Origin of the sequence: Serratia marcescens subsp. marcescens ATCC 13880, from assembly GCF_017299535.1 — a bacterium.
Taxonomy (GTDB): Bacteria; Pseudomonadota; Gammaproteobacteria; order Enterobacterales; family Enterobacteriaceae; genus Serratia; species Serratia marcescens.
The window spans coordinates 3,499,715-3,522,461 of record NZ_CP071238.1 but is presented as its reverse complement, the minus strand read 5'-3'; the positions used below and the strand labels follow the sequence as shown (position 1 = coordinate 3,522,461).

At 60.7% G+C, this 22,747-nt stretch carries 20 protein-coding genes; 19 read left to right on the top strand and 1 reads right to left on the bottom strand.

From position 1 onward, the window contains the following. The first annotated feature begins 58 nt into the window (after window positions 1-58). The 8 genes from nuoG to nuoN all read left to right on the top strand — a co-directional run bounded on the left by nuoG (window position 59) and on the right by nuoN (window position 10,131). A complete protein-coding gene (gene nuoG / locus J0F90_RS16805; RefSeq protein ID WP_103086415.1) occupies window positions 59-2,797 on the top strand; it encodes an NADH-quinone oxidoreductase subunit NuoG in 2,739 nt (912 codons plus the stop codon). Then, window positions 2,794-3,771: an NADH-quinone oxidoreductase subunit NuoH gene (gene nuoH / locus J0F90_RS16800; RefSeq protein WP_004936022.1), complete on the top strand. Its 978-nt coding sequence runs from the start codon at window positions 2,794-2,796 to the stop codon at window positions 3,769-3,771. The genes nuoG and nuoH overlap by 4 nt, the downstream gene beginning before the upstream one ends. Before the next feature lie 14 nt (window positions 3,772-3,785). Further along, complete coding sequence (gene nuoI / locus J0F90_RS16795; protein ID WP_025160170.1) at window positions 3,786-4,328, top strand: NADH-quinone oxidoreductase subunit NuoI; 543 nt, start codon at window positions 3,786-3,788, stop codon at window positions 4,326-4,328. Between the two features lie 13 nt (window positions 4,329-4,341). Next, the gene (gene nuoJ / locus J0F90_RS16790; protein WP_004936018.1) at window positions 4,342-4,899 is read left to right on the top strand and encodes an NADH-quinone oxidoreductase subunit J; all 558 of its coding nucleotides are present in this window, start codon (window positions 4,342-4,344) and stop codon (window positions 4,897-4,899) included. Next, window positions 4,896-5,198 (top strand): NADH-quinone oxidoreductase subunit NuoK, encoded by a 303-nt coding sequence (nuoK, locus tag J0F90_RS16785; RefSeq protein WP_004936014.1) that lies wholly within the window; start codon window positions 4,896-4,898, stop codon window positions 5,196-5,198. The genes nuoJ and nuoK overlap by 4 nt, the downstream gene beginning before the upstream one ends. Then, window positions 5,195-7,042 carry an NADH-quinone oxidoreductase subunit L gene (gene nuoL / locus J0F90_RS16780; protein ID WP_033639783.1) on the top strand — a complete coding sequence of 616 codons (1,848 nt, stop codon included), beginning with the start codon at window positions 5,195-5,197 and terminating at the stop codon, window positions 7,040-7,042. Before nuoK ends, nuoL begins: the two co-directional genes overlap by 4 nt. A gap of 95 nt (window positions 7,043-7,137) precedes the next feature. Then, entirely contained in the window at window positions 7,138-8,667 is a 1,530-nt protein-coding gene (gene nuoM / locus J0F90_RS16775; RefSeq protein ID WP_004936002.1) for an NADH-quinone oxidoreductase subunit M, read from the top strand. Window positions 8,668-8,673: 6 nt separating this feature from the next. Beyond that, window positions 8,674-10,131, top strand: a complete 1,458-nt coding sequence (nuoN, locus tag J0F90_RS16770; protein ID WP_025303659.1) for an NADH-quinone oxidoreductase subunit NuoN — start codon at window positions 8,674-8,676, stop codon at window positions 10,129-10,131. Window positions 10,132-10,191: 60 nt separating this feature from the next. Here nuoN and J0F90_RS16765 read toward each other — a convergent pair whose 3' ends face one another. Next, window positions 10,192-11,064: a LysR family transcriptional regulator gene (locus J0F90_RS16765; RefSeq protein ID WP_004935995.1), complete on the bottom strand. Its 873-nt coding sequence runs from the start codon at window positions 11,062-11,064 to the stop codon at window positions 10,192-10,194. 347 nt (window positions 11,065-11,411) lie between these two features. Here J0F90_RS16765 and J0F90_RS16760 point away from each other — a divergent pair, with 347 nt between their 5' ends. The 11 genes from J0F90_RS16760 to menH all read left to right on the top strand — a co-directional run bounded on the left by J0F90_RS16760 (window position 11,412) and on the right by menH (window position 22,737). Further along, window positions 11,412-13,241, top strand: a complete 1,830-nt coding sequence (locus J0F90_RS16760; protein ID WP_033639785.1) for a thiamine pyrophosphate-binding protein — start codon at window positions 11,412-11,414, stop codon at window positions 13,239-13,241. A gap of 82 nt (window positions 13,242-13,323) precedes the next feature. Further along, window positions 13,324-13,749, top strand: coding sequence for a cupin domain-containing protein (locus J0F90_RS16755; RefSeq protein ID WP_033639786.1), 426 nt, complete (start codon window positions 13,324-13,326; stop codon window positions 13,747-13,749). Between the two features lie 43 nt (window positions 13,750-13,792). After that, window positions 13,793-14,656 (top strand): DMT family transporter, encoded by an 864-nt coding sequence (locus J0F90_RS16750; protein ID WP_033639787.1) that lies wholly within the window; start codon window positions 13,793-13,795, stop codon window positions 14,654-14,656. Window positions 14,657-14,675: 19 nt separating this feature from the next. Further along, complete coding sequence (locus tag J0F90_RS16745; RefSeq protein ID WP_033639788.1) at window positions 14,676-15,212, top strand: DUF2938 family protein; 537 nt, start codon at window positions 14,676-14,678, stop codon at window positions 15,210-15,212. Window positions 15,213-15,349: 137 nt separating this feature from the next. After that, window positions 15,350-16,594, top strand: a complete 1,245-nt coding sequence (locus J0F90_RS16740) for an MFS transporter (protein WP_033639789.1) — start codon at window positions 15,350-15,352, stop codon at window positions 16,592-16,594. Window positions 16,595-16,828: 234 nt separating this feature from the next. Continuing rightward, complete coding sequence (locus tag J0F90_RS16735) at window positions 16,829-17,338, top strand: DUF1097 domain-containing protein (RefSeq protein ID WP_033639791.1); 510 nt, start codon at window positions 16,829-16,831, stop codon at window positions 17,336-17,338. A 363-nt stretch (window positions 17,339-17,701) separates the two neighbouring features. After that, window positions 17,702-18,466 carry a gluconate 5-dehydrogenase gene (gene idnO, locus J0F90_RS16730; protein WP_016926915.1) on the top strand — a complete coding sequence of 255 codons (765 nt, stop codon included), beginning with the start codon at window positions 17,702-17,704 and terminating at the stop codon, window positions 18,464-18,466. Window positions 18,467-18,488: 22 nt separating this feature from the next. After that, the gene (idnD, locus tag J0F90_RS16725; RefSeq protein WP_033639792.1) at window positions 18,489-19,520 is read left to right on the top strand and encodes an L-idonate 5-dehydrogenase; all 1,032 of its coding nucleotides are present in this window, start codon (window positions 18,489-18,491) and stop codon (window positions 19,518-19,520) included. A gap of 81 nt (window positions 19,521-19,601) precedes the next feature. Continuing rightward, on the top strand, window positions 19,602-19,913 hold the full coding sequence (gene elaB / locus J0F90_RS16720; RefSeq protein ID WP_028127745.1) for a stress response protein ElaB: 312 nt from the start codon (window positions 19,602-19,604) through the stop codon (window positions 19,911-19,913). A gap of 380 nt (window positions 19,914-20,293) precedes the next feature. Next, window positions 20,294-21,970 (top strand): 2-succinyl-5-enolpyruvyl-6-hydroxy-3-cyclohexene-1-carboxylic-acid synthase, encoded by a 1,677-nt coding sequence (gene menD / locus J0F90_RS16715; RefSeq protein WP_033639793.1) that lies wholly within the window; start codon window positions 20,294-20,296, stop codon window positions 21,968-21,970. Then, window positions 21,967-22,737: a 2-succinyl-6-hydroxy-2,4-cyclohexadiene-1-carboxylate synthase gene (gene menH / locus J0F90_RS16710; protein WP_033639795.1), complete on the top strand. Its 771-nt coding sequence runs from the start codon at window positions 21,967-21,969 to the stop codon at window positions 22,735-22,737. Before menD ends, menH begins: the two co-directional genes overlap by 4 nt. The last annotated feature ends 10 nt before the right edge of the window (window positions 22,738-22,747 follow it).

The following is a 22,747-nucleotide window of genomic DNA, read 5'->3' as shown; positions in this document are numbered from 1 at the left end:
GGCCAGAATTTTTGATTAACGCCTGCCGCAAGGCAGGCCACTTGGAAGCATGCTGACTATGGCTACGATTCATGTAGACGGCAAAGAGTATGAGGTAGACGGGGCGGACAACCTGCTGCAGGCTTGTCTCTCCCTCGGCCTTGATATTCCTTACTTTTGCTGGCATCCGGCGCTGGGAAGCGTCGGCGCTTGCCGCCAATGTGCGGTAAAGCAATACCAAAACGCGGAAGATACGCGCGGCCGTTTGGTGATGTCCTGTATGACCCCGGCATCCGATGGCACCTTCATCTCCATCGATGACGGCGAAGCGAAGCAGTTCCGTGAAAGCGTGGTCGAGTGGTTGATGACCAACCACCCGCACGATTGCCCGGTCTGTGAGGAAGGCGGTAACTGTCACCTGCAGGATATGACGGTAATGACCGGCCACAGCTTCCGTCGCTACCGCTTCACCAAGCGCACCCACAACAACCAGGAGCTGGGGCCGTTTATCTCGCACGAGATGAACCGCTGCATCGCCTGCTATCGCTGCGTGCGTTACTACAAAGACTATGCGGATGGCACCGACTTCGGCGTGTACGGCGCGCACGACAACGTCTACTTTGGTCGCCCGGAAAGCGGCACGCTGGAAAGCGAGTTCTCCGGCAACCTGGTGGAAGTGTGCCCGACCGGCGTCTTCACCGACAAAACGCACTCCGAACGCTACAACCGTAAATGGGACATGCAGTTCGCGCCGAGCATTTGCCAGCAGTGCAGCATCGGCTGTAATACCAGCCCGGGCGAGCGCTATGGCGAGCTGCGCCGTATCGAAAACCGTTACAACGGCAGCGTGAACCACTACTTCCTGTGCGACCGCGGCCGTTTCGGTTACGGCTACGTCAACCAGAAAGATCGTCCGCGTCAACCGCAGCAGCTGCGCGGCGATGACTGGATCACCCTGAACGCCGAGCAGGCGATGCAGGGCGCGGCGGACATCCTGCGTCAGGCGAAGAAAACCATCGGCATCGGCTCCCCGCGCGCCAGCCTGGAAAGCAACTTCGCACTGCGCGAGCTGGTCGGCGCCGAGAACTACTACACCGGTATCGCTCAGGCTGAGCAATCACGCTTGGCGCTGATGCTGAACGTGCTGAAAAACGGCGGCGTTCATACGCCGGCGCTGCGCGAGATCGAGGATTACGACGCGGTGCTGGTGCTGGGCGAAGACTTGACGCAAACCGGCGCGCGCATCGCGCTGTCCGTGCGTCAGGCCGTCAAGGGGAAAGCCCGCGCGATGGCGGCGGCGCAGCGCGTTGCCGACTGGCAGATCGCGGCGGTGCAGAACATCGGCCAGCACGCCAAGTACCCGCTGTTCACCACCAACGTCGACAACACCCGCCTGGACGACATCGCCGCCTGGAACTACCGCGCGCCGGTTGACGAGCAGGCGCGCTTCGGCTTCGCCATCGCTCACGCGCTGGACAGCGCAGCGCCGGCGGTGAACGATCTGGCCGACGGCCTGAACAAGAAAGTCGATATCATCGTGCAGGCGCTGACCGGCGCACGCAAACCGCTGATCATTACCGGCAGCAACGCCGGCAGCGAAGCCATCATCGAAGCGGCGGCCAACATCGCCAAAGCGTTGAAGGGCCGCGGTGCCGACGTCGGCATCACCTTCGTGGCGGGCGCAGCCAACAGCATGGGCCTGGCGATGATCGGCGGCGGTTCGCTCGATCAGGCGCTGGAACAGCTGGCGAGCGGCGCAGCCGACACCGCCATCGTGATGGAAAACGATCTCTATCGTCATGCGCCGGCGGCGCAGGTGGACGCGGCGTTGGCCAAGGTCAACAACCTGATCGTCGCCGACCACCAGCGCACCGCGATCATGGACAAAGCCAACCTGATCCTCTCCTCGGCCAGCTTCGCCGAGAGCGACGGTACGCTGATCAACCAGGAAGGCCGCGCGCAGCGCTTCTTCCAGGTGTACGATCCGGCTTACTACGACGACGCCAAGAAGAATCAGTTCACCGTGATGCTGGAAAGCTGGCGCTGGATGCACTCGCTGCACTCCACCTACACCAGCCGCCACGTGGACTGGACCCAGCTCGATGACGTGATCGCCGCTTGCGTCGCCGCGTTGCCGCAGCTGCAGGGCATCGTCGACGCCGCGCCGGACGCGACGTTCCGCATTCGCGGTCAGAAGCTGGCGCGTTCGCCGCACCGCTCCAGCGGCCGTACCGCCATGCGCGCCAACATCAGCGTGCACGAGCCGCGTCAGCCGCAGGATAAAGACACCATGTTCGCCTTCTCGATGGAAGGGAACAACAGCCCGCTGGCCGATCGTCAGCAGATCCCGTTCGCCTGGGCGCCAGGCTGGAACTCACCGCAGGCATGGAACAAGTTCCAGGCCGAAGTGGGCGGCAAACTGCGTCACGGCGATCCGGGCGTGCGCCTGATCGAAGCGGGGGAGGGCAGCCTCGGTTACTTCGATCGCGTGCCTGCCGCCTTCAATCCGAACGACGGCTGGCGTGTCGCGCCTTACTACCACCTGTTCGGCAGCGATGAAATGTCGCAGCGCTCTCACGTGATCCAGCAGCGCATGCCGGAGGCCTACGTGATGGTCAACCCGGCCGATGCGGCGACGCTTGGCGTCAACGCGGGCAGCCTGGTGGAGTTCAACTGCGCGGGCCAGACCCTGCGTCTGCCGGTGCGTCTGAGTGAAACCCTGACCCAGGGCCAGGTTGGTTTGCCGCTCGGCTTGCCAGGGATCCCGCCGATCTTGGTGGGTGCTAAGGTAGACAATCTGCGGGAGGCGGCACGATGAGCTGGTTTACCCCTGAGGTGATCGACATCTTGATCGCCATTCTTAAAGCGGTCGTGATCCTGTTGGTGGTCGTGGCGTGCGGGGCGTTCATGAGCTTCGGCGAACGCCGTCTGCTCGGCCTGTTCCAGAACCGCTACGGACCGAACCGCGTAGGCTGGGGCGGCTCGCTGCAGCTGGTCGCCGACATGATCAAAATGTTCTTCAAGGAAGACTGGGTGCCGAGATTCTCCGACCGGGTGATCTTCACCCTGGCGCCGATGATCGCCTTTACTTCTCTGTTGCTGGCATTTGCCATCGTGCCGGTCAGCCCGACCTGGGCGGTGTCCGATCTCAACATCGGTATTCTGTTCTTCCTGATGATGGCCGGCCTGGCGGTGTACGCCGTGCTGTTCGCCGGATGGTCGAGCAACAACAAATACTCGCTGTTGGGCGCGATGCGTGCCTCCGCGCAAACCCTGAGCTACGAAGTGTTCATCGGCCTGTCGCTGATGGGCGTGGTGATGCAGGCGGATTCATTCAATATGCAGGCCATCGTTGAATCTCAGGCGCACGTCTGGAACGTCATTCCGCAGTTCTTCGGCTTCGTGACCTTCGCGATCGCCGGCGTGGCGGTGTGTCACCGTCACCCGTTTGACCAGCCGGAAGCCGAGCAGGAACTGGCTGACGGTTACCACATCGAATATTCCGGCATGAAGTTCGGTCTGTTCTTCGTGGGGGAATACATCGGTATCGTCACCGTGTCCGCCCTGATTGTGACGTTGTTCTTCGGCGGCTGGCAGGGTCCGTTCCTGCCGCCATTCATCTGGTTCGCGTTGAAAACGGCCTTCTTCATGATGATGTTCATCCTGATCCGCGCCGCGCTGCCGCGTCCGCGTTATGACCAGGTGATGTCCTTCGGCTGGAAAGTGTGCCTGCCGCTGACGCTGCTGAACCTGCTGGCAACCGCCGCGGTCATTTTGTACAACGCTCAATAAGGGGTGAATAAACCATGACATTGAAAGAGTTAGTGGTTGGTTTCGGCACCCAGGTGCGCAGCATTTGGATGATTGGCATGCATGCCTTCGCCAAGCGCGAAACCCAGATGTATCCGGAAGAACCGGTTTACCTGCCGCCGCGCTACCGCGGCCGCATCGTGCTGACGCGCGATCCGGACGGCGAAGAGCGCTGCGTCGCCTGTAACCTGTGTGCGGTTGCCTGCCCGGTCGGCTGTATCTCGCTGCAAAAGGCAGAACAGAAAGACGGTCGTTGGTATCCGGAGTTCTTCCGCATCAACTTCTCGCGCTGCATCTTCTGCGGCCTGTGCGAAGAGGCTTGCCCAACTACCGCTATCCAGCTGACGCCGGATTTCGAACTGGGCGAGTACAAGCGTCAGGATCTGGTGTACGAAAAAGAGGATCTGTTGATCTCGGGGCCGGGTAAATATCCGGAATATAACTTCTACCGGATGGCCGGTATGGCGATTGACGGCAAAGCCAAAGGCGAAGCCGAAAACGAAGCCAAACCGATCGACGTCAAAGGTCTGTTGCCCTAAGGAGCCAGCAAGCATGGAAATTGCATTTTATCTGGCAGGTTTGATTGCGGTGGCCGCGACGATTCGCGTGATCACCCATACCAACCCTGTGCATGCGCTGCTGTATCTGATCGTCTCGTTATTGGCGATCTCGGCAGTCTTCTTCTCTCTCGGCGCCTACTTTGCCGCCGCGTTGGAAATCATCGTTTATGCGGGCGCCATCATGGTGCTGTTCGTGTTCGTGGTGATGATGCTTAACCTCGGCAACGTGCAGCAGCAAGAGCGCGACTGGATGAAGCCGACGGTGTGGATCGGGCCTGGCCTGCTGTCGCTGGCGCTGCTGGTGGTATTGATCGTTGCGATCCGCAGCGTATCCGATCAGGGCATCAGCGGTGAGATGGTTGACGCGAAGGCGGTGGGCATCAGCCTGTTCGGGCCTTACGTACTGGCGGTTGAGCTGGCTTCAATGCTGCTGTTGGCGGGTCTGGTTGTCGCCTTCCATATCGGCCGCGAGCACAAGCCTGGCGAGGTGCTGAGCAACGCGCCGGTGGGTGGTGAAATGGCGAGAAGAAAATCGGAGGAGCAAGCATGATCCCTCTTCAACACGGCCTGATCCTGGCGGCTATCCTGTTTGTGCTCGGGTTGACCGGGCTGCTGGTGCGCCGCAACCTGCTGTTTATGCTGATCAGCCTGGAAGTGATGATCAACGCTGCGGCGTTGGCGTTTATCGTGGCGGGAAGCTACTGGGGCCAGGCGGACGGGCAGGTGATGTACATCCTGGCGATCAGCCTGGCGGCAGCCGAGGCCAGTATCGGCCTGGCGCTGCTGCTGCAGCTCTACCGTCGTCGTCATACCCTGAATATTGATACTGTCAGTGAGATGCGCGGATGAACCTATTATATTTAACAATTCTGCTACCGCTGATCGGGTTCCTGCTGTTGGCATTTTCCCGCGGTCGTTGGTCTGAAAACACGGCGGCCACCGTCGGCGTGGGTTCTATCGGCCTGGCTGCGCTGGTCACGGTGTATGTGGCGATGGATTTCTTCGCCCAGAAAGCCGCCGGCGTGCAGCTGTTCGAGCAAAGCCTGTGGACCTGGATGGCCGTCGGCAACTTCAATATCGGCGTGACCCTGGTGCTGGACGGCCTGTCGCTGACCATGCTGTCGGTGGTCACCGGCGTCGGCTTCTTCATCCACATGTTCGCTTCCTGGTACATGCGCGGTGAAGAGGGCTATTCGCGCTTCTTCGCTTACACCAACCTGTTTATCGCCAGCATGGTGGTATTGGTGCTGGCGGACAACCTGCTGCTGATGTATCTGGGTTGGGAAGGCGTGGGCCTGTGCAGCTACCTGTTGATCGGTTTCTACTATAAAGATCCGGCCAACGGCGCGGCGGCGATGAAAGCCTTTATCGTCACCCGCGTGGGCGATGTGTTCCTGGCGTTCGCGCTGTTCATCCTCTACAACGAGCTGGGCACGCTGAACATCCGCGAGCTGATGATCCTGGCGCCGCAGAAACTGGCGGTGGGCGATACGGCCATCACCTGGGCGACCCTGATGCTGCTGGGCGGCGCGGTCGGTAAATCGGCGCAGCTGCCGTTGCAAACCTGGTTGGCGGACGCGATGGCGGGCCCAACCCCGGTTTCCGCACTGATCCACGCGGCGACCATGGTGACCGCGGGCGTCTATCTGATCGCCCGCACGCACGGCCTGTTCCTGATGGCGCCGGAAGTGCTGCACCTGGTGGGCATCGTCGGTGCGGTCACTCTGATGCTGGCCGGCTTCGCCGCGCTGGTGCAGACCGACATCAAGCGCGTGCTCGCTTACTCCACCATGAGCCAGATCGGTTACATGTTCCTGGCGCTGGGCGTGCAGGCATGGGACGCGGCGATCTTCCACCTGATGACCCACGCGTTCTTCAAGGCGCTGCTGTTCCTGTCGTCCGGTTCGGTGATCCTGGCTTGCCACCACGAGCAAAACATCTTCAAGATGGGCGGTCTGCGCAAGAGCATCCCGCTGGTGTACGTCTGCTTCCTGGTGGGTGGCGCGGCGCTGTCCGCGTTGCCGCTGGTCACGGCCGGCTTCTTCAGTAAGGACGAGATCCTGGCGGGCGCGATGGCTAACGGCCACATCAACCTGATGGTTGCCGGCCTGGTCGGTGCGTTCATGACCTCGCTGTACACCTTCCGTATGATTTTCATCGTGTTCCATGGCGAAGAGAAAATCAAAGCGCATGCCGGTAAAGGCATCACTCACCACCTGCCGCTGCTGGTTCTGCTGGTGCTGTCCACCTTCGTCGGCGCGATGATCGTGCCGCCGTTGCAGGGCGTGCTGCCGGAGACGACCGAACTGGCGCACGGCAGCGTGCTGACGCTGGAAATCACCTCCGGCGTGGTGGCTATCGTCGGCATTCTGCTGGCGGCCGCGCTGTGGCTGGGCAAACGCAGCCTGGTCAACAGCATCGCCAACAGCGCGCCGGGTCGTTTCTTCTCGACCTGGTGGTTCCATGCCTGGGGCTTCGACTGGCTGTATGACAAAGTGTTCGTCAAGCCGTACCTGGGCATTGCGAAGCTGCTGCAGCGCGATCCGCTGAACTCGCTGATGAACCTGCCGGCCGTCTTCTCCCGCTGGGGGAACCGCGGTCTGACGGTGAGCGAGAACGGCCAGGTGCGTTGGTATATAGCGTCTATGGGTGTGGGTGCAGTGGTCGTATTGGCTCTGTTGATTTTGGTTTAATTGAATAATTTAAACAGACGCATTTTTCGGGCGTAGCGCCGGGCAGGCGCTACGTACAAAGTTTGAAATTATTCGTATAAGGGACACAAAACGCCATGCTATTACCTTGGCTAATTCTTATCCCCTTTATCGGCGGTCTGCTGTGCTGGCAGCTTGAGCGCTTCGGTACTAAGGTGCCGCGCTGGATAGCGCTGATCGCAATGGGGCTGACGTTGGCGCTCTCTCTGCAGCTGTGGATGCAGGGCGGCTATACATTGACCACGCCGAAAGGCATTCCGCAGTGGCAGAGCGAATTCCTGCTGCCGTGGATCCCGCGCTTCGGCATCTCCATCCACCTGGCGCTGGACGGTCTGTCGCTGCTGATGGTGGTGTTGACCGGTCTGCTGGGCGTGCTGGCGATCCTCTGTTCCTGGCGTGAAATCCAGAAATATCAGGGCTTCTTCCACCTCAACCTGCTGTGGATCCTGGGCGGCGTTATCGGCGTGTTCCTCGCCATCGACATGTTCCTGTTCTTCTTCTTCTGGGAAATGATGTTGGTGCCGATGTACTTCCTGATCGCGCTGTGGGGCCACAAGGCGTCGGACGGTAAAACCCGCATCACCGCGGCGACCAAGTTCTTTATCTACACCCAGGCCAGCGGTCTGGTGATGCTGATTGCGATCCTGGGCCTGGTGTTCGTGCACTACAACGCCACCGGCGTGTGGACCTTTGATTACGAAGACCTGCTGCAAACGCCGATGTCCCACAACGTGCAATATCTGCTGATGCTGGGCTTCTTCATCGCCTTCGCGGTGAAAATGCCGGTGGTGCCGCTGCACGGCTGGTTGCCGGACGCGCACAGCCAGGCGCCGACCGCAGGTTCTGTCGACCTGGCGGGCATCTTGCTGAAAACCGCGGCCTACGGCCTGCTGCGTTTCAGCCTGCCGCTGTTCCCTGAGGCTTCGCACGAGTTTGCGCCAATCGCCATGTGGCTGGGCGTGGTCGGCATCTTCTACGGCGCCTGGATGGCGTTCGCGCAGACCGATATCAAGCGTCTTATCGCCTACACCTCGGTATCGCACATGGGCTTCGTGCTGATCGCCATCTACACCGGCAGCCAGCTGGCTTACCAGGGCGCCGTGATCCAGATGATCGCGCACGGTCTGTCCGCCGCCGGTATGTTTATCATCTGCGGCCAGCTGTATGAGCGTCTGCACACCCGCGACATGCGTCAGATGGGCGGCCTGTGGGGGCGTATCAAGTTCATCCCTGCGCTGTCGCTGTTCTTCGCCGTGGCTACGCTGGGGATGCCGGGTACCGGTAACTTCGTCGGCGAATTCATGATTCTGTTCGGCAGCTACCAGGTGGTGCCGGTGATCACCGTGATCTCCACCTTCGGTCTGGTGTTCGCTTCGGTTTACTCGCTGATCATGATGCAGCGCGCTTACTACGGTGCGCCTAAGTCAGACCAGCCGCTGCAGGGCATGACCGCGCGCGAATTGTTCATCATTCTGCTGCTGGTGGTGTTGCTGGTTCTGCTGGGGGTTTACCCGCAGCCGATTCTGGATACTTCCAACGCGGCGATGAGCAACGTGCAACACTGGTTTGGTTCGTCAGTTTCAGCAATTTCAACAACAAGGCCGTAATTCGCCATGACAATAACTCCTCAACAACTGATCGCACTGCTGCCGCTGTTGATCGTCGGATTGACGGTGGTGGTTGTGATGCTAGGCATTGCGTGGCGACGCGACCACTTTATCAACGCCACCCTGACCGTGATCGGTCTCAACCTGGCGCTGCTTTCGCTGTACTTTGTCGGCCAGGCAGGCCCAATGGACGTCACCCCGCTGCTGCGGGTTGACGGCTACTCGATGTTCTACACCGGGCTGGTGCTGCTGGCGAGTCTGGCGACCTGCACCTTCGCCTATCCGTGGCTGGTCGGCTATCCGGATAACCGCGAAGAGTTCTACCTGCTGGTGCTGATCGCCGCCATGGGCGGCATCCTGCTGGCGAGCGCCAACCATCTGGCTTCGCTGTTCATCGGCATTGAGCTTATCTCGCTGCCGCTGTTCGGCCTGGTGGGCTACGCCTATCGCCAGAAGCGCCCGCTGGAAGCCGCCATCAAGTACATGCTGCTGTCCGCCGCCGCGTCGTCGTTCTTGCTGTTCGGCATGGCGCTGCTGTACGCCGAATCCGGCGATCTGTCGCTGGCCGGCCTCGGCAAGAGCCTGCAGGAAAACATGATGCACCAGCCGCTGATCCTGGCCGGCATGGGCATGATGATCGTCGGTCTGGGCTTCAAGCTGTCGCTGGTGCCGTTCCAACTGTGGACGCCGGACGTGTATCAGGGCGCGCCTGCGCCGGTTTCGACCTTCCTGGCGACCGCCAGCAAGATCGCGATCTTCGCGGTCGTGATGCGTCTGTTCCTGTATGCCCCGGCCGCCGACAACGAAGCGCTGCGCCTGGTGCTGTCGATCATCGCGTTCTGTTCTATCTTGTTCGGCAACCTGATGGCCATCAGCCAGACCAACATCAAGCGTCTGCTGGGTTACTCGTCGATCGCTCACCTGGGCTACCTGCTGGTGGCGCTGATTGCGGTGCAAACCCATCAGCTGTCGCTGGAAACCGCCGGCGTTTATCTGGCCGGTTACCTGTTCAGCAGCCTGGGCGCCTTCGGCGTGGTCAGCCTGATGTCCAGCCCATACCGCGGCCCGGATGCGGATTCGCTGTTCTCTTACCGCGGCCTGTTCTGGCATAAGCCAATCTTGTCCGCGGTGATGACGGTGATGATGCTGTCGCTGGCCGGTATTCCGATGACGCTGGGCTTTATCGGTAAGTTCTTCGTGATCGCAATGGGCGTCAGCGCACACCTGTGGTGGCTGACCGGCGCAGTCGTGGTAGGCAGCGCCATCGGCCTGTACTACTACCTGCGCGTGACCGTCAGCCTGTTCCTCAGCGCGCCGGAATCGCTGCAGCGCGACACCCCGAACAACTGGGCGTTGACCGCCGGTGGCGTCGTGGTGCTGATCTCCGCCGCGCTGGTGCTGCTGTTGGGTGTTTATCCGCAGCCGCTGATTTCGCTGGTGCAGATGGCGCAGCCGACGTTCTGATAACGCTTCAGACAGTAAAAAGGTCGCTTCGGCGGCCTTTTTTTATGGGCGAAACGGCGCTCAGCCGTAATGGGCGCTAAACGACGTTTCCAGCGCCTGCACCACCGCGCGCACGCGGGCGGCGCGTTGCAAATCGGGGTGCAGCACCAGCCAGATATCCACCCAGTCCTTGTTCTCCGGGAACAGGCGCACCAGTTCCGGGTCTTTGTCCGCCAAAAAAGCGGAGAGCAGGCCGATGCCCAGCCCGCTGCGAGTGGCGGAACGCAGCAGCAGCTGCGAATTGCATTGCAGCACGACGTTGGGCTCGTGCAGAGCCTCGCCGCAGAAATTGTTCCAGTGGCGCGGCACCAGCTCGCGCGGGAACATCAGCAGATCGTGGCCGCGCAACTGCTCGCCCTTGACCGGCATGCCGCGCCGCGCCAAATAGTGCTGAGTGGCGTACAGGCCCATTTCGATGGTGGCTAACCGTTTGATGATCAGCTCATCGTCATCGGGACGGGCGCCGCGGATCGCCAGATCTGCGCCGTGGTAAGAAATATCGGCGATGTTGACCGCCGTCAGCAGCGTGACGGTGATGGCCGGATAGCGTTCCCGCAGATCTTGCAGCGCCGGCATCACGAAGGCTTCGGCCAGGGTATCGGTAGTGGCGATGCGCACGTTGCCGCACAGGCTTTCGTCACCGCTGGCGGCTTTACGGTTGATCGCCTGCACCGCATTTTCCATCTTCATCACGTCCGCCAGCATTTCTTCCCCCAGCGGGCTGAGGGCGAAGGATTTCGGCGTGCGGATAAACAGCTTGGAGCCGAGCGCATCTTCGAAAGCGGAGAGCCGTCGGCCGACGGTCGCCTGATCGACATGCAGCTGGCTGGCGGCTTTGCGTAGCGTGCCGCAGCGCGCAACGGCGAGAAAAAATCGGGCGTCGTCCCAGTTCATTGCGCACCTCCTCTGTACAGACTGGCGGGAGGGGGAAGGAAGCGGTGTGATGCGGTGTTTATTCTGGTGTGGGGACCGAAAAAAATGCTTCGTATCATCATTATTTATAATGTTTCAGGATATGTATAAATGCATCACCGTGAAGCGGTTTTGCACCTTTATTTTTGTCTGGTAATGCTTATTCTTATCGGCGCTTATGCTGCGACCCGACGCATATTTTACACCAAGGCTACCCTAATGCATAAGCAATACGAATAAGAGCCGGTTCCCGTTATTTCTGGGCGACCGCCAAGTGGGATCGACTCTGAATCAAGTTAGCTCACGATGATATGACTGGATATAAAAAAATGGAGTCTCACGCAGAGATGCTGTGCCCCCCCGTTGCGCTGGCGACGGAGGACGGAGTCAGAGTTACCGTGGCGCCAGGCGCCGAGAAGATGGAACGCAACAACGCCGATATCATTATTCAAGGCCTTGCAGCGCGCGGCATTCAACATATCTTTTTGGTCCCCGGCAAACTGGTTTACCCGTTAATCACTTCTATTGACCGTTCCGAGATTGTCGGCATCGTCGGTGCCCATGAAACCGCATGCGGATTTATGGCCGATGGCTATGCCCGCGCCAGCCGAAAGTTTGGCGTCTGCTTGGGCATTTCAGGCCCCGGCACCATGAATTTCCTGCCGGCGATGGCCGCCGCGCAAGCCGATAAGATCCCCGTGCTGTACCTGGCCGGCAGCATCGCCACCTATCACGAGGCGCAGGGCGCTTTTCAGGACGGCAGCAACAGCGGCATCGATGAGCTGACCATCGTCAAACCGTTGCTTTGCGCCGCGATAGAAACGAAAAACAACCTGACCTTGCAGCATGAGCTGCGCCGCAGCCTCTCCAGTCTGAACCCACAGCGGAAAGGGCGCGCCTATCTGAGCGTGCCGGTCGACATGCAGAAGAAAACCGCGTTCGGCGATCGTCGCGACCAGCCTGAGCGAGTGCCGCAGCACCGTGAAGCGGCCGTGGATGTGCAAGCGGTGGAACAGCTGCTGCATGATTATCTGCTGCGCGGCCTGAACGTCGCCTGCCTGGTGGGCAACCGGATGAACAATCCGCAGGATGCCGCGCTGTTGTTGCGGGTAGCGGAAAAATACCGCTTGCCTGTCGCCACGACGTTGTCCGGCAAGGGCGCGTTTCCCGAAGGGCACGCCCTGGCATTAGGGGTCTACGGTTTTGCCGGGCATGCCCGCGCGGTAGAAACCCTCAACGGTGAAGGCGTCGACGTGCTGCTGGTGCTGGGCTGCGATCTCAGCCAGCGCGACAGTCTGAACTGGAACCCGAGACTGCACGGCAATAAAACGCTGGTGGCGATCGACGAAGACTTCGACAAAGTGAGCTCGCATTACCAGCCGGATCTGCAGATATTTTCCAGCCTGAGCGGTACGTTGCACTGTTTGTTGGCCGCGGTTGGCGATGAGGACGCGCGGCTTGGCGACGCGGCTCACTTGCGTGACGCCTGGTTGGAAGGGGTTCGCGCACTGCCGCTGGAACAGCCGCAGCCGACGTTGCAGGCGCGCATCGCCCAGGGCGAAAGCCGGCTGTATCCCGGCGATGCGATTAAACACATTCGCAGCCGCATGAATCCGGATACCAACGTCGTGGTCGATTCGGGCGCACACCGCATTTTCATGGCGCATCACTGGCTGGCGGCCGGGCGGGGGGATTATCACACCTCCAGCTCCCTGGCGCCGATGGGGTGGGCCATTTGCGCGGGCATCGGCATCAAGCTGGCGGCACCGCAGCGGGATTGCGTCGTGGTGACAGGCGACGGTTGCATGCTGATGCACGGCATCGAAATTCAGACCGCCGCGCGCTATGGTGTGAAGGTGGTGTTCGTGGTGATGAACAACAGCGCGCACGGCGCCATGCACATCGACACGCTGCAAAATCGCGGCATTTCCGCCGACTATACCGCCTTGCCCAACCATGACTGGAAAGCGTTTGCCAACAGCCTGGGGGTCGCCTCCGCGAAGGCGGAGACGCTGGAGGATCTGGACGAAGCCCTCGACGCCGCGGCGAAACATCCGGGGCCGTACCTCATCGAAGTGATGGTGGGCAACTTTGCGGCGCCTAACCGCTACTACGCCGAGAGCATCGCGGAATACGAGCAGCGCATCAAAGGACTGTAGCACAACGCTGTTTTTTCAACTCGCCAGGTTCACCGCGCGCGGCGCCTGGCATTTTTACTCGCGGCAGTCATGGAGCGATCAGATGGTTAAGTGGAGCATTTTGGCATTGTTGGCAGTATTTCAGGGGCCGGTTCAGGCTGCCGAGGGGCATGGCGAAGGCATCGTCAAAACGACGTTGCTCAAGACCGACAGCGCGTGGGAGGGCACGGCATATCGTCAGTATCCCGCCGGCGCACCGCAGATCACCATGCTGAAGGTGACGGTAGAGCCGAACAAGGTACTGGCCTGGCATACGCATCCTTGCATCAGCGCAGTGTACATGAGCGGCGGCAGCGTTTCGCTCACCGTCAGGAAAACCGGTGAACGCCGCACGTTCCGGCAGGGGGATTCGTTTACCGATACCGTGGATATCGTGCACCAGGGCGTTTCCGGCGAACAAGGCGCCGAAATGCTGGTGTTCTTCGCTTGCGCGGACGATAAACCGTTGACGGTGAAAGCCGCCGGGTAGTGTTGATACGGCCCAGACCAAAGGCCGTTAATAAGAGAAGATCATGGTAGCTTTGTGGATGGTCGTCGCCAGCGGGTTCTTTGCGCTGATGGGTGCTTGCATCAAGTTGGCGTCGACGACGGTCGGATTTTTCGACATCATTTTTTATCGTTCTCTCATCAATGTGCTGATCGTCGCGGCGCTGATCAAGATCCAGCGCCTCGGTTTTCGCACCCGTCATCTCGGATTGCATATGAAGCGGGCGGCGATAGGCAATGCGGCGATGTACTGCGGTTTTTATTCGCTGATACATCTGCCGATCGCCACCGCCACCACGTTGGGTTATACCAATCCCCTCTTTCAGTCGGCGATCGCGTTCATCACGACCCGAGGGCAACTGACCGGTCGGCTGTTGTTTTCCGTGCTGTTGGGCTTTGCCGGCATTTTGGTATTGCTGCGCCCCGACGCCCCCAACGGGGAGTACGTTGCCACGCTGGTCGGGCTGGCGGCCGGTCTGTTGACCGCGCTGGCTTACTTTAACGTCGGCAAGCTGGTGCGGCGTGGAGAGCCGGAACTGCGCGTGGTGTTCTATTTCTCGCTGGTGGGAACGCTGGTTGGCTGCCTGATGACTGCGTTACTGGGCTTTTCCTTGCTGGACGGCGCAATGCTGCTGTGCGTCTGCGCCATCGGCGTCTTCGGCAGCCTGGGGCAGATCGCCATGACTCGCGCCTACGGGGGCGGCAATGCGGTGATTGTCAGCATTCTCTCTTACAGCACCATTATTTTCTCTACGCTGCTTGGCTATCTGATATTTGGCGAACAGCAGTCTTATATCGCCGCCGCCGGTATGGCGCTGATCGTGTTGTCCGGCGCGTTGGCGGTGCGCAAGCGTGCTTCGGCCAAGTCCGAGCAGGCGGCGGTGGCATAACGTGATAAGGAACGAAACAATGAACATGCGTCCGGTTGGCGGCATGGCGATGGCGGTCTTGTTTGGCATGGTGGCGACGTTGATGATGGATGGGGTGAACAGTGTCGCCTCCAGCGTCGGTCTCATCGGCAAGCTCAACCTGGCCTTCATCGGCAAACTGATGAATCAATGGCTGCAGGGGCAATTTTGGTTTTTGCGGCCTGGTGACATTCCCGATGTGCCAGAGGCTCTGATGATGGGCTACGGCGCGCACTATTTTGCCGGCATTAGCCTGGCGATCCCGTTCTATTGCCTGATCTGCCCGCGCATTAAGTCCGGGGGTGGCCTGTTCGTCGGGGCGCTGACGTATGGCCTGGCCTGCTCGCTGATCTCGCTGTGCTTCATTTATCCCTCGGTGGGGTTGGGGCTTTGGGGAATGGCCGGCAAAAATCCGGCTTTGCTGATCGCCAGCCTGGCCAACCATGCAGTGTATGGCGTGGCATTGGGCGGTTGCGCCATCGCCTGGCGGCGTCGCATGCTGCAGAAATGCATGCCTGACGCTGCGATGCTGCATTAATGAATCACGATGATGCATTCTTGGCTATTTTGGGCGTGATAGCCCAACGCTATGATAAGCGCGCTTCCTGAAGCCGCGTGGCCTACGGGAAGGCGCATTTATTTAGGGCGAATGCCTGATCGATTCGGGAGTTGAACATGTCAGAAAGTATCGCCGTTGAAGAAACGGCTAAAGCGAAGGCGGGTACATCGCATTTCGCTATCTTGCTGTTTCTGGCGTTGGCATTGATGTCAGCGCTGTTGAACAGCAGCGCGCCGACGCCGCTTTATCCGCTTTATCAACATGAGCTGGCGTTGAGTTCGGTCAGCCTGACGATCATCTACGGCGCTTATGCCGCCGGCGTGCTGATTTCGCTGTTCGGCGTAGGCAACATGGCGGGGAAAGTAAAAGACCTGCGCAGCATGATCGTGCCGGCGCTGTTGGTGGTGTTGCTTGGCGCGCTGCTGTTTTCGGTGGCGTCATCGTTCTTCATGATGTTTATGGCGCGGCTGCTGGCCGGCGTCGGCACCGGCGCCCTGACCGGTGCGGCGAATATCGCGTTGGTGCGTTTCGGGCCGCAGGACGGCGGAAAAAATGCGGCGTTGATCGCGACGCTGTCCTTTACCACCGGATTGGCCCTGGGCCCGATCTTTAGCGGCGTCGCCCTGCAAACCGGTTTTCATACCACGTCATTGCCGTTCATCATCATCATGGCCATCGCCGCCGTCGCCGCACTGGGCGTGATGCTGCGTTGGCCGCGAGAGGCGGTGGCGGCGCAGACCGATAGCGCAGCGGCGGATAACGCGCCGGTGGCGAAGAGCTCTCTGGCGGATGGCCTGCGCGCGACCGGCGGCAAATTCTTCCTGTGCGCCGGGGCGTTGTTCATTTGTTGGGCGGTTGCCGCCAGCATTCTGGCGATAGGGCCGAGCGTCGCCGAAAAGCTGTTGGATATGCAGAGCCGTGGCGTCTTTGGCTATGTGGTCGCCGTCTATCTGGTGATTGCCGGCATCAGCCAGATTTTGAGTCGTCGCATCAACGCCCGCCATTCGCTGATGTTCGGCTGCCTGGCTCAGGCTTTGTCGGTCGGGGTGTTCGCCGTGGCGATTCAGATCCATTCGCTGGCGCTGGCCGCCGCAGGCATGGTGATCGCCGGTTACGCCTATGGCGCGATCTTCGTCGGCAGCGCCACGCTGGTGAATCTGATTTCACCGAAAGCCAGCCATGCGCGTTTGATCTCCCTGTTCTACGTGATCGCGTATATCGCTAACTGGGTGCCGATCCTGTTGGGCGTTGTGATCGACCACGCCGATTTGCATTTGGCGACCCACTTGTTATTCCTGAGCAGCGCCGTGATTTGTTTGACGTTGAGCGTCATGGTAACGCGTGCGGGCTTCCCACGCTGAAACCGGCGTTCGGGAGGGGGCGACAGGCGTCGCATGTAGACATTTCATTTGAGATCGTGATTTCCCTGGTGTTGTGTTATTCCAGCGTGCCCGTCACGCTGGCTTTTTTTTGTGATAATCATTGCTTTTTTGATATTTCCATTTCCTTGTTTACATTTTTTTCGTGATTTTAATCACAAAAAAATAACTCGCTTCGGGTAAACTGCGCGCTTTATTTTTGCCGCGGGTCACTTTATGAACGTTCTTTTCGCCATTGCCGTTACTACCGGGATCCTCTCCGGCGTTTGGGGCTGGGTTGCCGTCAGCCTGGGGCTGATCGGTTGGGCCGGTTTTCTGGGCTGCACGGCGTATTTCGCCTGCCCGCAGGGCGGGCTGAAAGGGCTGTTGATTGGCGCGTTGACCTGCTGCAGCGGTGTCTTTTGGGCAATGGCGATCATCCGCGGCAGCGAACTGGCCCCGCAGTGGAATCTGCTGGGGTATCTGCTGACCGGCGTCGTGGCGTTCCTGATGTGCATTCAGGCCAAACAGCAGTGGCTGGGGTTCGTGCCCGGCACCTTTATCGGCGCCTGTGCGACCTTCGCCGGCGGCGGCGATTGGCCGCTGGTGACGCTTTCCCTGCTGGTGGGGCTGCTATTCGGCTATGCGATGAAAAACAGCGGTCTGTGGTGGGCGGCGCGCAGCGAAAAAGCCCGCGCTACGCCGCCGGTTGGCCCGAATGTCGGCTCAAACGGTGCCGCCGAGTGAGAGACAGCAGTTCACCACCAGCGTTTGGTCACCCGGCGTTTGGGTTACGCCGGCCCATTGTGTGATGTCCTGTCGCGTAACGCGGAGGTGTTTCATTCGGTGGCCTTCACGGGCGGCGCGGCAAGGGGGATAGCGGCATGTTAACCCATCGATTTGGTGATAACAATGAATGCACTTCTATTGGAAATAGCCATTTTTCAATCGGATAGATGATCTTTCCCCTCTTGCTGCCTGCGTGAGATCACGTTAAGGGTAACAAGGTTTCGTAACATGATTTTCAGTGATTTCCATCACGTTTTTACCGGTAACAATCGGCTGAGATAGAGGCCTGTCCGATTGGAGGCCTGATGGCCGGGAATCACCATGAACAATCTGTTTTCACTGGATAACAAGACCGTCTTGATCACCGGCGCCTCGCGCGGCATCGGTTTTCTGCTGGCACGCGGCCTGGCGCAGCAAGGCGCGCATATTCTGATCAACGCCACCACCGAAGAACATGCCCGGCACGCCGCCGATCGTTTGCGCGAAGAGGGGCTGCGCGCCGAGGCGGCGGCGTTCGACGTCACCGACTCTCAGGCGGTGCATGCCGCCATCGACCGTATCGAAGCGGACATCGGCGCGATAGACGTTTTGATCAACAACGCCGGCATCCAGCGCCGCCACCCGTTCACCGAGTTTCCGGAGCAAGACTGGGACGACATCATCGCCGTCAACCAGAAGGCGGTCTTCATCGTGTCACAGACCGTGGCGCGTTACATGGTGCCGCGCCGGCGCGGCAAGATAGTCAATATCGGCTCGATGCAAAGTGAGCTGGGCCGCGACACCATCACCCCTTATGCGGCGTCCAAAGGGGCGGTGAAAATGCTCACGCGCGGCATGTGCGTGGAGCTGGCGCGCTACAATATTCAGGTCAACGGCATTGCCCCCGGCTACTTCAAAACCGAGATGACGCAGGCGCTGGCCGACGATCCGGCCTTCACCGCCTGGCTGACCCAACGCACGCCCGCCGCGCGCTGGGGCGATCCGCAGGAGCTGATCGGCGCGGCGGTGTTCCTGGCCGCCGACGCCTCCGCCTTCGTCAACGGGCAACTGCTGTTTGTCGATGGCGGCATGTCGGCGGCGGTGTAACCTTTTTCCGTGGAGTCTGGAGATGAAAATTCAAACCCAGTCCTGCGTGGTCAACGGCAAGCGAGACGTGGCGGTGATCGCGCAAGAAGTGGATTATCGGGGGCAGGGAACGCTGGTGAAAATCAGCCGCGGCGGCATTTGCGGCTCGGATCTGCATTACTTCCAGGAAGGCAAGGTCGGCAATTTTCAGGTGCGTCAGCCGATGGTGCTGGGCCATGAGGTGATCGGTGAGGTGGTCGCCAGCGATTCGCCGCAGCTGCCTGTCGGGCAGAAGGTGGCGCTCAATCCCAGCAAACCCTGCGGGCAGTGTAAATACTGTCTGGCGCAGCAAAGCAATCAATGCGTCGAGATGCGCTTTTTCGGCAGCGCGATGTATTTTCCGCACGTCGACGGCGCTTTTACCCAATACAAAGTGGTGGATAGCGCGCAGTGCATTCCTTACGCCGCCGATCGCGACGACAGGGTGATGGTGTTCGCCGAACCGCTGGCGGTGGCTGTCCACGCGGCGAAGCAGCCCGGCGATGTGACGGGGAAAAAGATTTTCGTGTCCGGCGTTGGCCCGATCGGCTGTCTGCTGGTGGCAGCGCTGAAAGCGCTGGGCGCCGCCGAGATTGTCTGCGCCGATCTCAGTCCGCGCTGCCTGGCGATCGCGAGGCAAATGGGGGCAAATCGGTGCCTGCATGCTGCGGACGACGATTTTAGCGACTATCAGCAGGACAAGGGCTATTTCGACGTCGCCTTCGAAGTGGCGGGACATCCGCTGTCGCTGCAGCGCTGCCTGGAGCTCACCCGCGCCAAAGGCACTGTGGTGCAGGTGGGCATGGGCGGCAGCTTCCCCGATTTTCCGCTGATGTTGTTGATTGCCAAGGAACTGAATCTGCTTGGATCGTTCCGCTTCGTGGCGGAGTTCGCGTTGGCGGTGGCCTGGCTGGCCGACGGCGTGATCGATCCGCTGCCGTTGCTGTCGGCGGAATTCGCCAGCGGGCAGTTGGCGCAGGCGCTGACGTTTGCCGGCGATAAACGCCAGGCCGCCAAGGTGCAATTGGTGTTTTAGGGTAAAAGTCCGATGGCCGCAGGCGGTGATCCTTGTCTATAGTGTAGGAACGCTTAATTTTTCAACCACGGAGATCTCACGATGGCAAGACATACGGATGCTGAGCAAACTACGCTGGATGACGATCTGAGAATGCTGACCGAGACGCTGGAAGAAGTGCTGCAATACACCGGCGATCGCGCGGATCAGGCCTATATCGACATCAAGTCGCACGCCGAGCAGGCGCTGAGTGAGGTCAAGGCGCGCTGGGCGAACACGGGCGAATCCTACTATGCGCGCGCCAAAGAAGCGGTGCACCGCACCGACGACTACGTGCGGGACAAACCCTGGCACGGCGTGGGCATCGGCGCCACCGTCGGGCTGGTGTTGGGGCTGCTGCTGGCCCGCAAATAAATCATGTCATCGGGGCGGCGCAGGCCGCCTCGTGCTTTTCTGCAGACTGTGTCGTTCATCCCGCCGTTTCCCCGATCGCTTGCCCTTATCCCGCCTATACTTCCCGCTAGCCGCCGTTGGAGCGCCTCTATTTCCCTTGTTTTTGTATGGACGGATTGAGCCGGCATCGCCGCAAGTGTAAAGTATTTGTGTTTTAATTGTTTATTTTTTGTTCTAAATCAAATAATTATCTGGTGTAAACACTCAGGGATATACGGCGTTTTTGCGCTGGCGCAAAAGCCGTGAAAATAACACCTCATATAATACAGAGCGTAACTACAGGCGCGGCGTCCGTCGGCTGCGCCGGAGACGATCTCTGCTAACTGACTTGTGAGCGAACTATGTCGACAAGTGTTTTTAATCGCCGGTGGGCGGCTGTGCTGCTCGAGGCGCTGGCCCGCCATGGGGTGCGGCATGTTTGTATCGCTCCGGGATCGCGCTCCACGCCGCTGACGCTGGCCGCCGCGGCCAACCGATCGTTTATCTGCCATACCCATTTTGATGAGCGCGGGCTCGGCCATTTGGCGCTCGGTCTGGCGAAGGCGGCGCATGAGCCGGTGGCGGTGATCGTCACGTCCGGCACCGCGGCGGCGAACCTTTATCCCGCGTTGATCGAAGCCGGCCTGACCGGTGAACGGCTGGTGTTTCTCACCGCCGATCGGCCGCCGGAACTGATCGACTGCGGCGCCAATCAGGCGATCCGTCAAAACGGTCTCTACAGCAGCCACCCGACGTTGGCGATCGATCTGCCGCGTCCGACGCCGGATATTCCGGCCGCGTGGCTGGCCTCCAGCGTCGACAGCGCGATGGCGCGCCTGCAGCATGGCGCTTTGCATATCAACTGCCCGTTCGCCGAACCGCTGTATGGCGGCGATGAGCGTCAGTATGCCGATTGGTCCGCCGCGCTGGGCGACTGGTGGCAGAGCGATCGGCCTTGGCTGCAGGAAAGCGAGACGCGTGCGGCGCCGTCGCCGCAGCCGGACTGGTTCTTCTGGCGGCAAAAACGCGGCGTGGTGCTGGCCGGCCGCATGAGCGCGGAAGAGGGCGCACAGGTGGCCGACTGGGCCGAGACGCTGGGCTGGCCGCTGATCGGCGATGTGCTGTCGCAGACCGGGCAACCGCTGCCCTGCGCCGATTTATGGCTCGCGCATCCGCAGGCGCAGCGCCTGTTGCAAGACGCGCAGCTGGTGGTGCAGTTCGGCGGCAGCTTGACCGGCAAACGCCTGCTGCAGTGGCAGACGCAGTGCCGGCCGGAAGAGTATTGGGTCATCGACGAGCTGCCGGGGCGGCTCGATCCGGCCCAGCACCGGGGGCGGCGTTTGCGCGCCGGGGTGGCGCAGTGGTTGGCGCAGCATCCGGCGCAACCGCGCGCGCCGTGGGCCGCCGGGCTGGCGGTCTTGGCGGATAAGGCGCTGACGGCGGCATCCACGCATCTGCACGATAACTTTGGCGAAGCGCAGCTGGCGCACCGCCTGCCGGAGCTGCTGCCGGAGAACGGCCAGCTGTTTCTCGGCAACAGCCTGGTGGTGCGACTGATCGACGCGTTAACCACGCTGCCTGCCGCTTACCCGGTATTCAGCAACCGCGGCGCCAGCGGCATCGACGGTCTGATTTCCACCGCCGCCGGCGTACAGCGCGCCACCGCCAGACCGACGTTGGCGGTGGTGGGCGACCTTTCCGCGTTGTATGACCTCAATGCGCTGGCGTTGTTGCGCCACGGTTCGGCGCCGACGGTGCTGATCGTCGTCAATAACAACGGCGGCCAAATTTTCTCGCTGTTGCCGACGCCGGACGAGGAGCGCCAACGCTTTTACTGCATGCCGCAGAACGTCGAGTTCAGCCACGCGGCGGCGATGTTCCAGCTTGACTACGCGCGGCCGGAAAACTGGAGCCAGCTGCAACAGGCGGTTGAGCAAGGCTGGCGGCACGGCGGCGCCACGCTGATAGAACTGCAGGTGCCACCGAGCGCAGGGGCCGAAAGCCTGCAATACCTGGTGCAACAGATGGCGGTGCAATGATGCTGGCGACGCGAATTTTGCAACAGGGCGAAGCGGGCCGCCCATGGCTGGTGTGGCTGCACGGCCTGCTCGGCAACAACAACGAATGGCGGGTGATCGCCGCGCGCTGCCCGGAATGGCCGTCGCTGGCCATCGATCTGCCCGGCCACGGCGATTCCGTGGCGGTGACCTGCCGCGGCTTCGACGACATCAGCGCGCAAATCGCCGCTACGCTGCAGCTGCGCAATATTGAACGTTATTGGCTGGTGGGCTATTCGCTCGGCGGGCGCATCGCCATGTATCACGCTTGCCACGGCCGCCATGCCGGCCTGCAAGGCGTGATCGTCGAGGGCGGCAATCCGGGGCTGGAGGACGAACAACAGCGCCGCCATCGCTGCGAGCAGGATGCACTGTGGGCGGCGCGTTTTCGCAGTGAGCCGATCGCCGAGGTGCTGGCGGACTGGTATCAGCAGCCGGTGTTCAAAGAGCTTAGCCATGTGCACCGTCAGGCGTTGATCGCCGCGCGTTCGGTCAACAGCGGCCCGGCGATTGCCGACATGCTCGAAGCCACGTCGCTCGGGCGGCAGCCCTATCTGGCGCCGCAGCTGCGCCAACTGACCGTGCCGCTGCGGGTGCTGTGCGGTGAGAACGACCCCAAATTTCAACGGCTGGCGCGCGACGCCGGGTTGCCGTTGCGCATTGTGCCGCAGGCCGGCCACAACGCGCATCTGGCCAATCCGCAGGATTTCGTCGCCGAGCTGCAGACCTTTCTCGTTAACCCTGGTTAAAGGAACCGAA

Coding starts and splice junctions, on each gene's coding strand:
- elaB (WP_028127745.1), top strand. CDS start 19,602: ATGGCAAGACATACGGATGCTGAGCAAACTACGCTGGATGACGATCTG.
- nuoH (WP_004936022.1), top strand. CDS start 2,794: ATGAGCTGGTTTACCCCTGAGGTGATCGACATCTTGATCGCCATTCTT.
- idnD (WP_033639792.1), top strand. CDS start 18,489: ATGAAAATTCAAACCCAGTCCTGCGTGGTCAACGGCAAGCGAGACGTG.
- nuoN (WP_025303659.1), top strand. CDS start 8,674: ATGACAATAACTCCTCAACAACTGATCGCACTGCTGCCGCTGTTGATC.
- menD (WP_033639793.1), top strand. CDS start 20,294: ATGTCGACAAGTGTTTTTAATCGCCGGTGGGCGGCTGTGCTGCTCGAG.
- J0F90_RS16765 (WP_004935995.1), bottom strand. CDS start 11,064: ATGAACTGGGACGACGCCCGATTTTTTCTCGCCGTTGCGCGCTGCGGC.
- nuoM (WP_004936002.1), top strand. CDS start 7,138: ATGCTATTACCTTGGCTAATTCTTATCCCCTTTATCGGCGGTCTGCTG.
- menH (WP_033639795.1), top strand. CDS start 21,967: ATGATGCTGGCGACGCGAATTTTGCAACAGGGCGAAGCGGGCCGCCCA.
- J0F90_RS16740 (WP_033639789.1), top strand. CDS start 15,350: ATGTCAGAAAGTATCGCCGTTGAAGAAACGGCTAAAGCGAAGGCGGGT.
- J0F90_RS16760 (WP_033639785.1), top strand. CDS start 11,412: ATGGAGTCTCACGCAGAGATGCTGTGCCCCCCCGTTGCGCTGGCGACG.
- J0F90_RS16745 (WP_033639788.1), top strand. CDS start 14,676: ATGAACATGCGTCCGGTTGGCGGCATGGCGATGGCGGTCTTGTTTGGC.
- nuoJ (WP_004936018.1), top strand. CDS start 4,342: ATGGAAATTGCATTTTATCTGGCAGGTTTGATTGCGGTGGCCGCGACG.
- J0F90_RS16735 (WP_033639791.1), top strand. CDS start 16,829: ATGAACGTTCTTTTCGCCATTGCCGTTACTACCGGGATCCTCTCCGGC.
- J0F90_RS16755 (WP_033639786.1), top strand. CDS start 13,324: ATGGTTAAGTGGAGCATTTTGGCATTGTTGGCAGTATTTCAGGGGCCG.
- nuoK (WP_004936014.1), top strand. CDS start 4,896: ATGATCCCTCTTCAACACGGCCTGATCCTGGCGGCTATCCTGTTTGTG.
- nuoG (WP_103086415.1), top strand. CDS start 59: ATGGCTACGATTCATGTAGACGGCAAAGAGTATGAGGTAGACGGGGCG.
- idnO (WP_016926915.1), top strand. CDS start 17,702: ATGAACAATCTGTTTTCACTGGATAACAAGACCGTCTTGATCACCGGC.
- nuoL (WP_033639783.1), top strand. CDS start 5,195: ATGAACCTATTATATTTAACAATTCTGCTACCGCTGATCGGGTTCCTG.
- J0F90_RS16750 (WP_033639787.1), top strand. CDS start 13,793: ATGGTAGCTTTGTGGATGGTCGTCGCCAGCGGGTTCTTTGCGCTGATG.
- nuoI (WP_025160170.1), top strand. CDS start 3,786: ATGACATTGAAAGAGTTAGTGGTTGGTTTCGGCACCCAGGTGCGCAGC.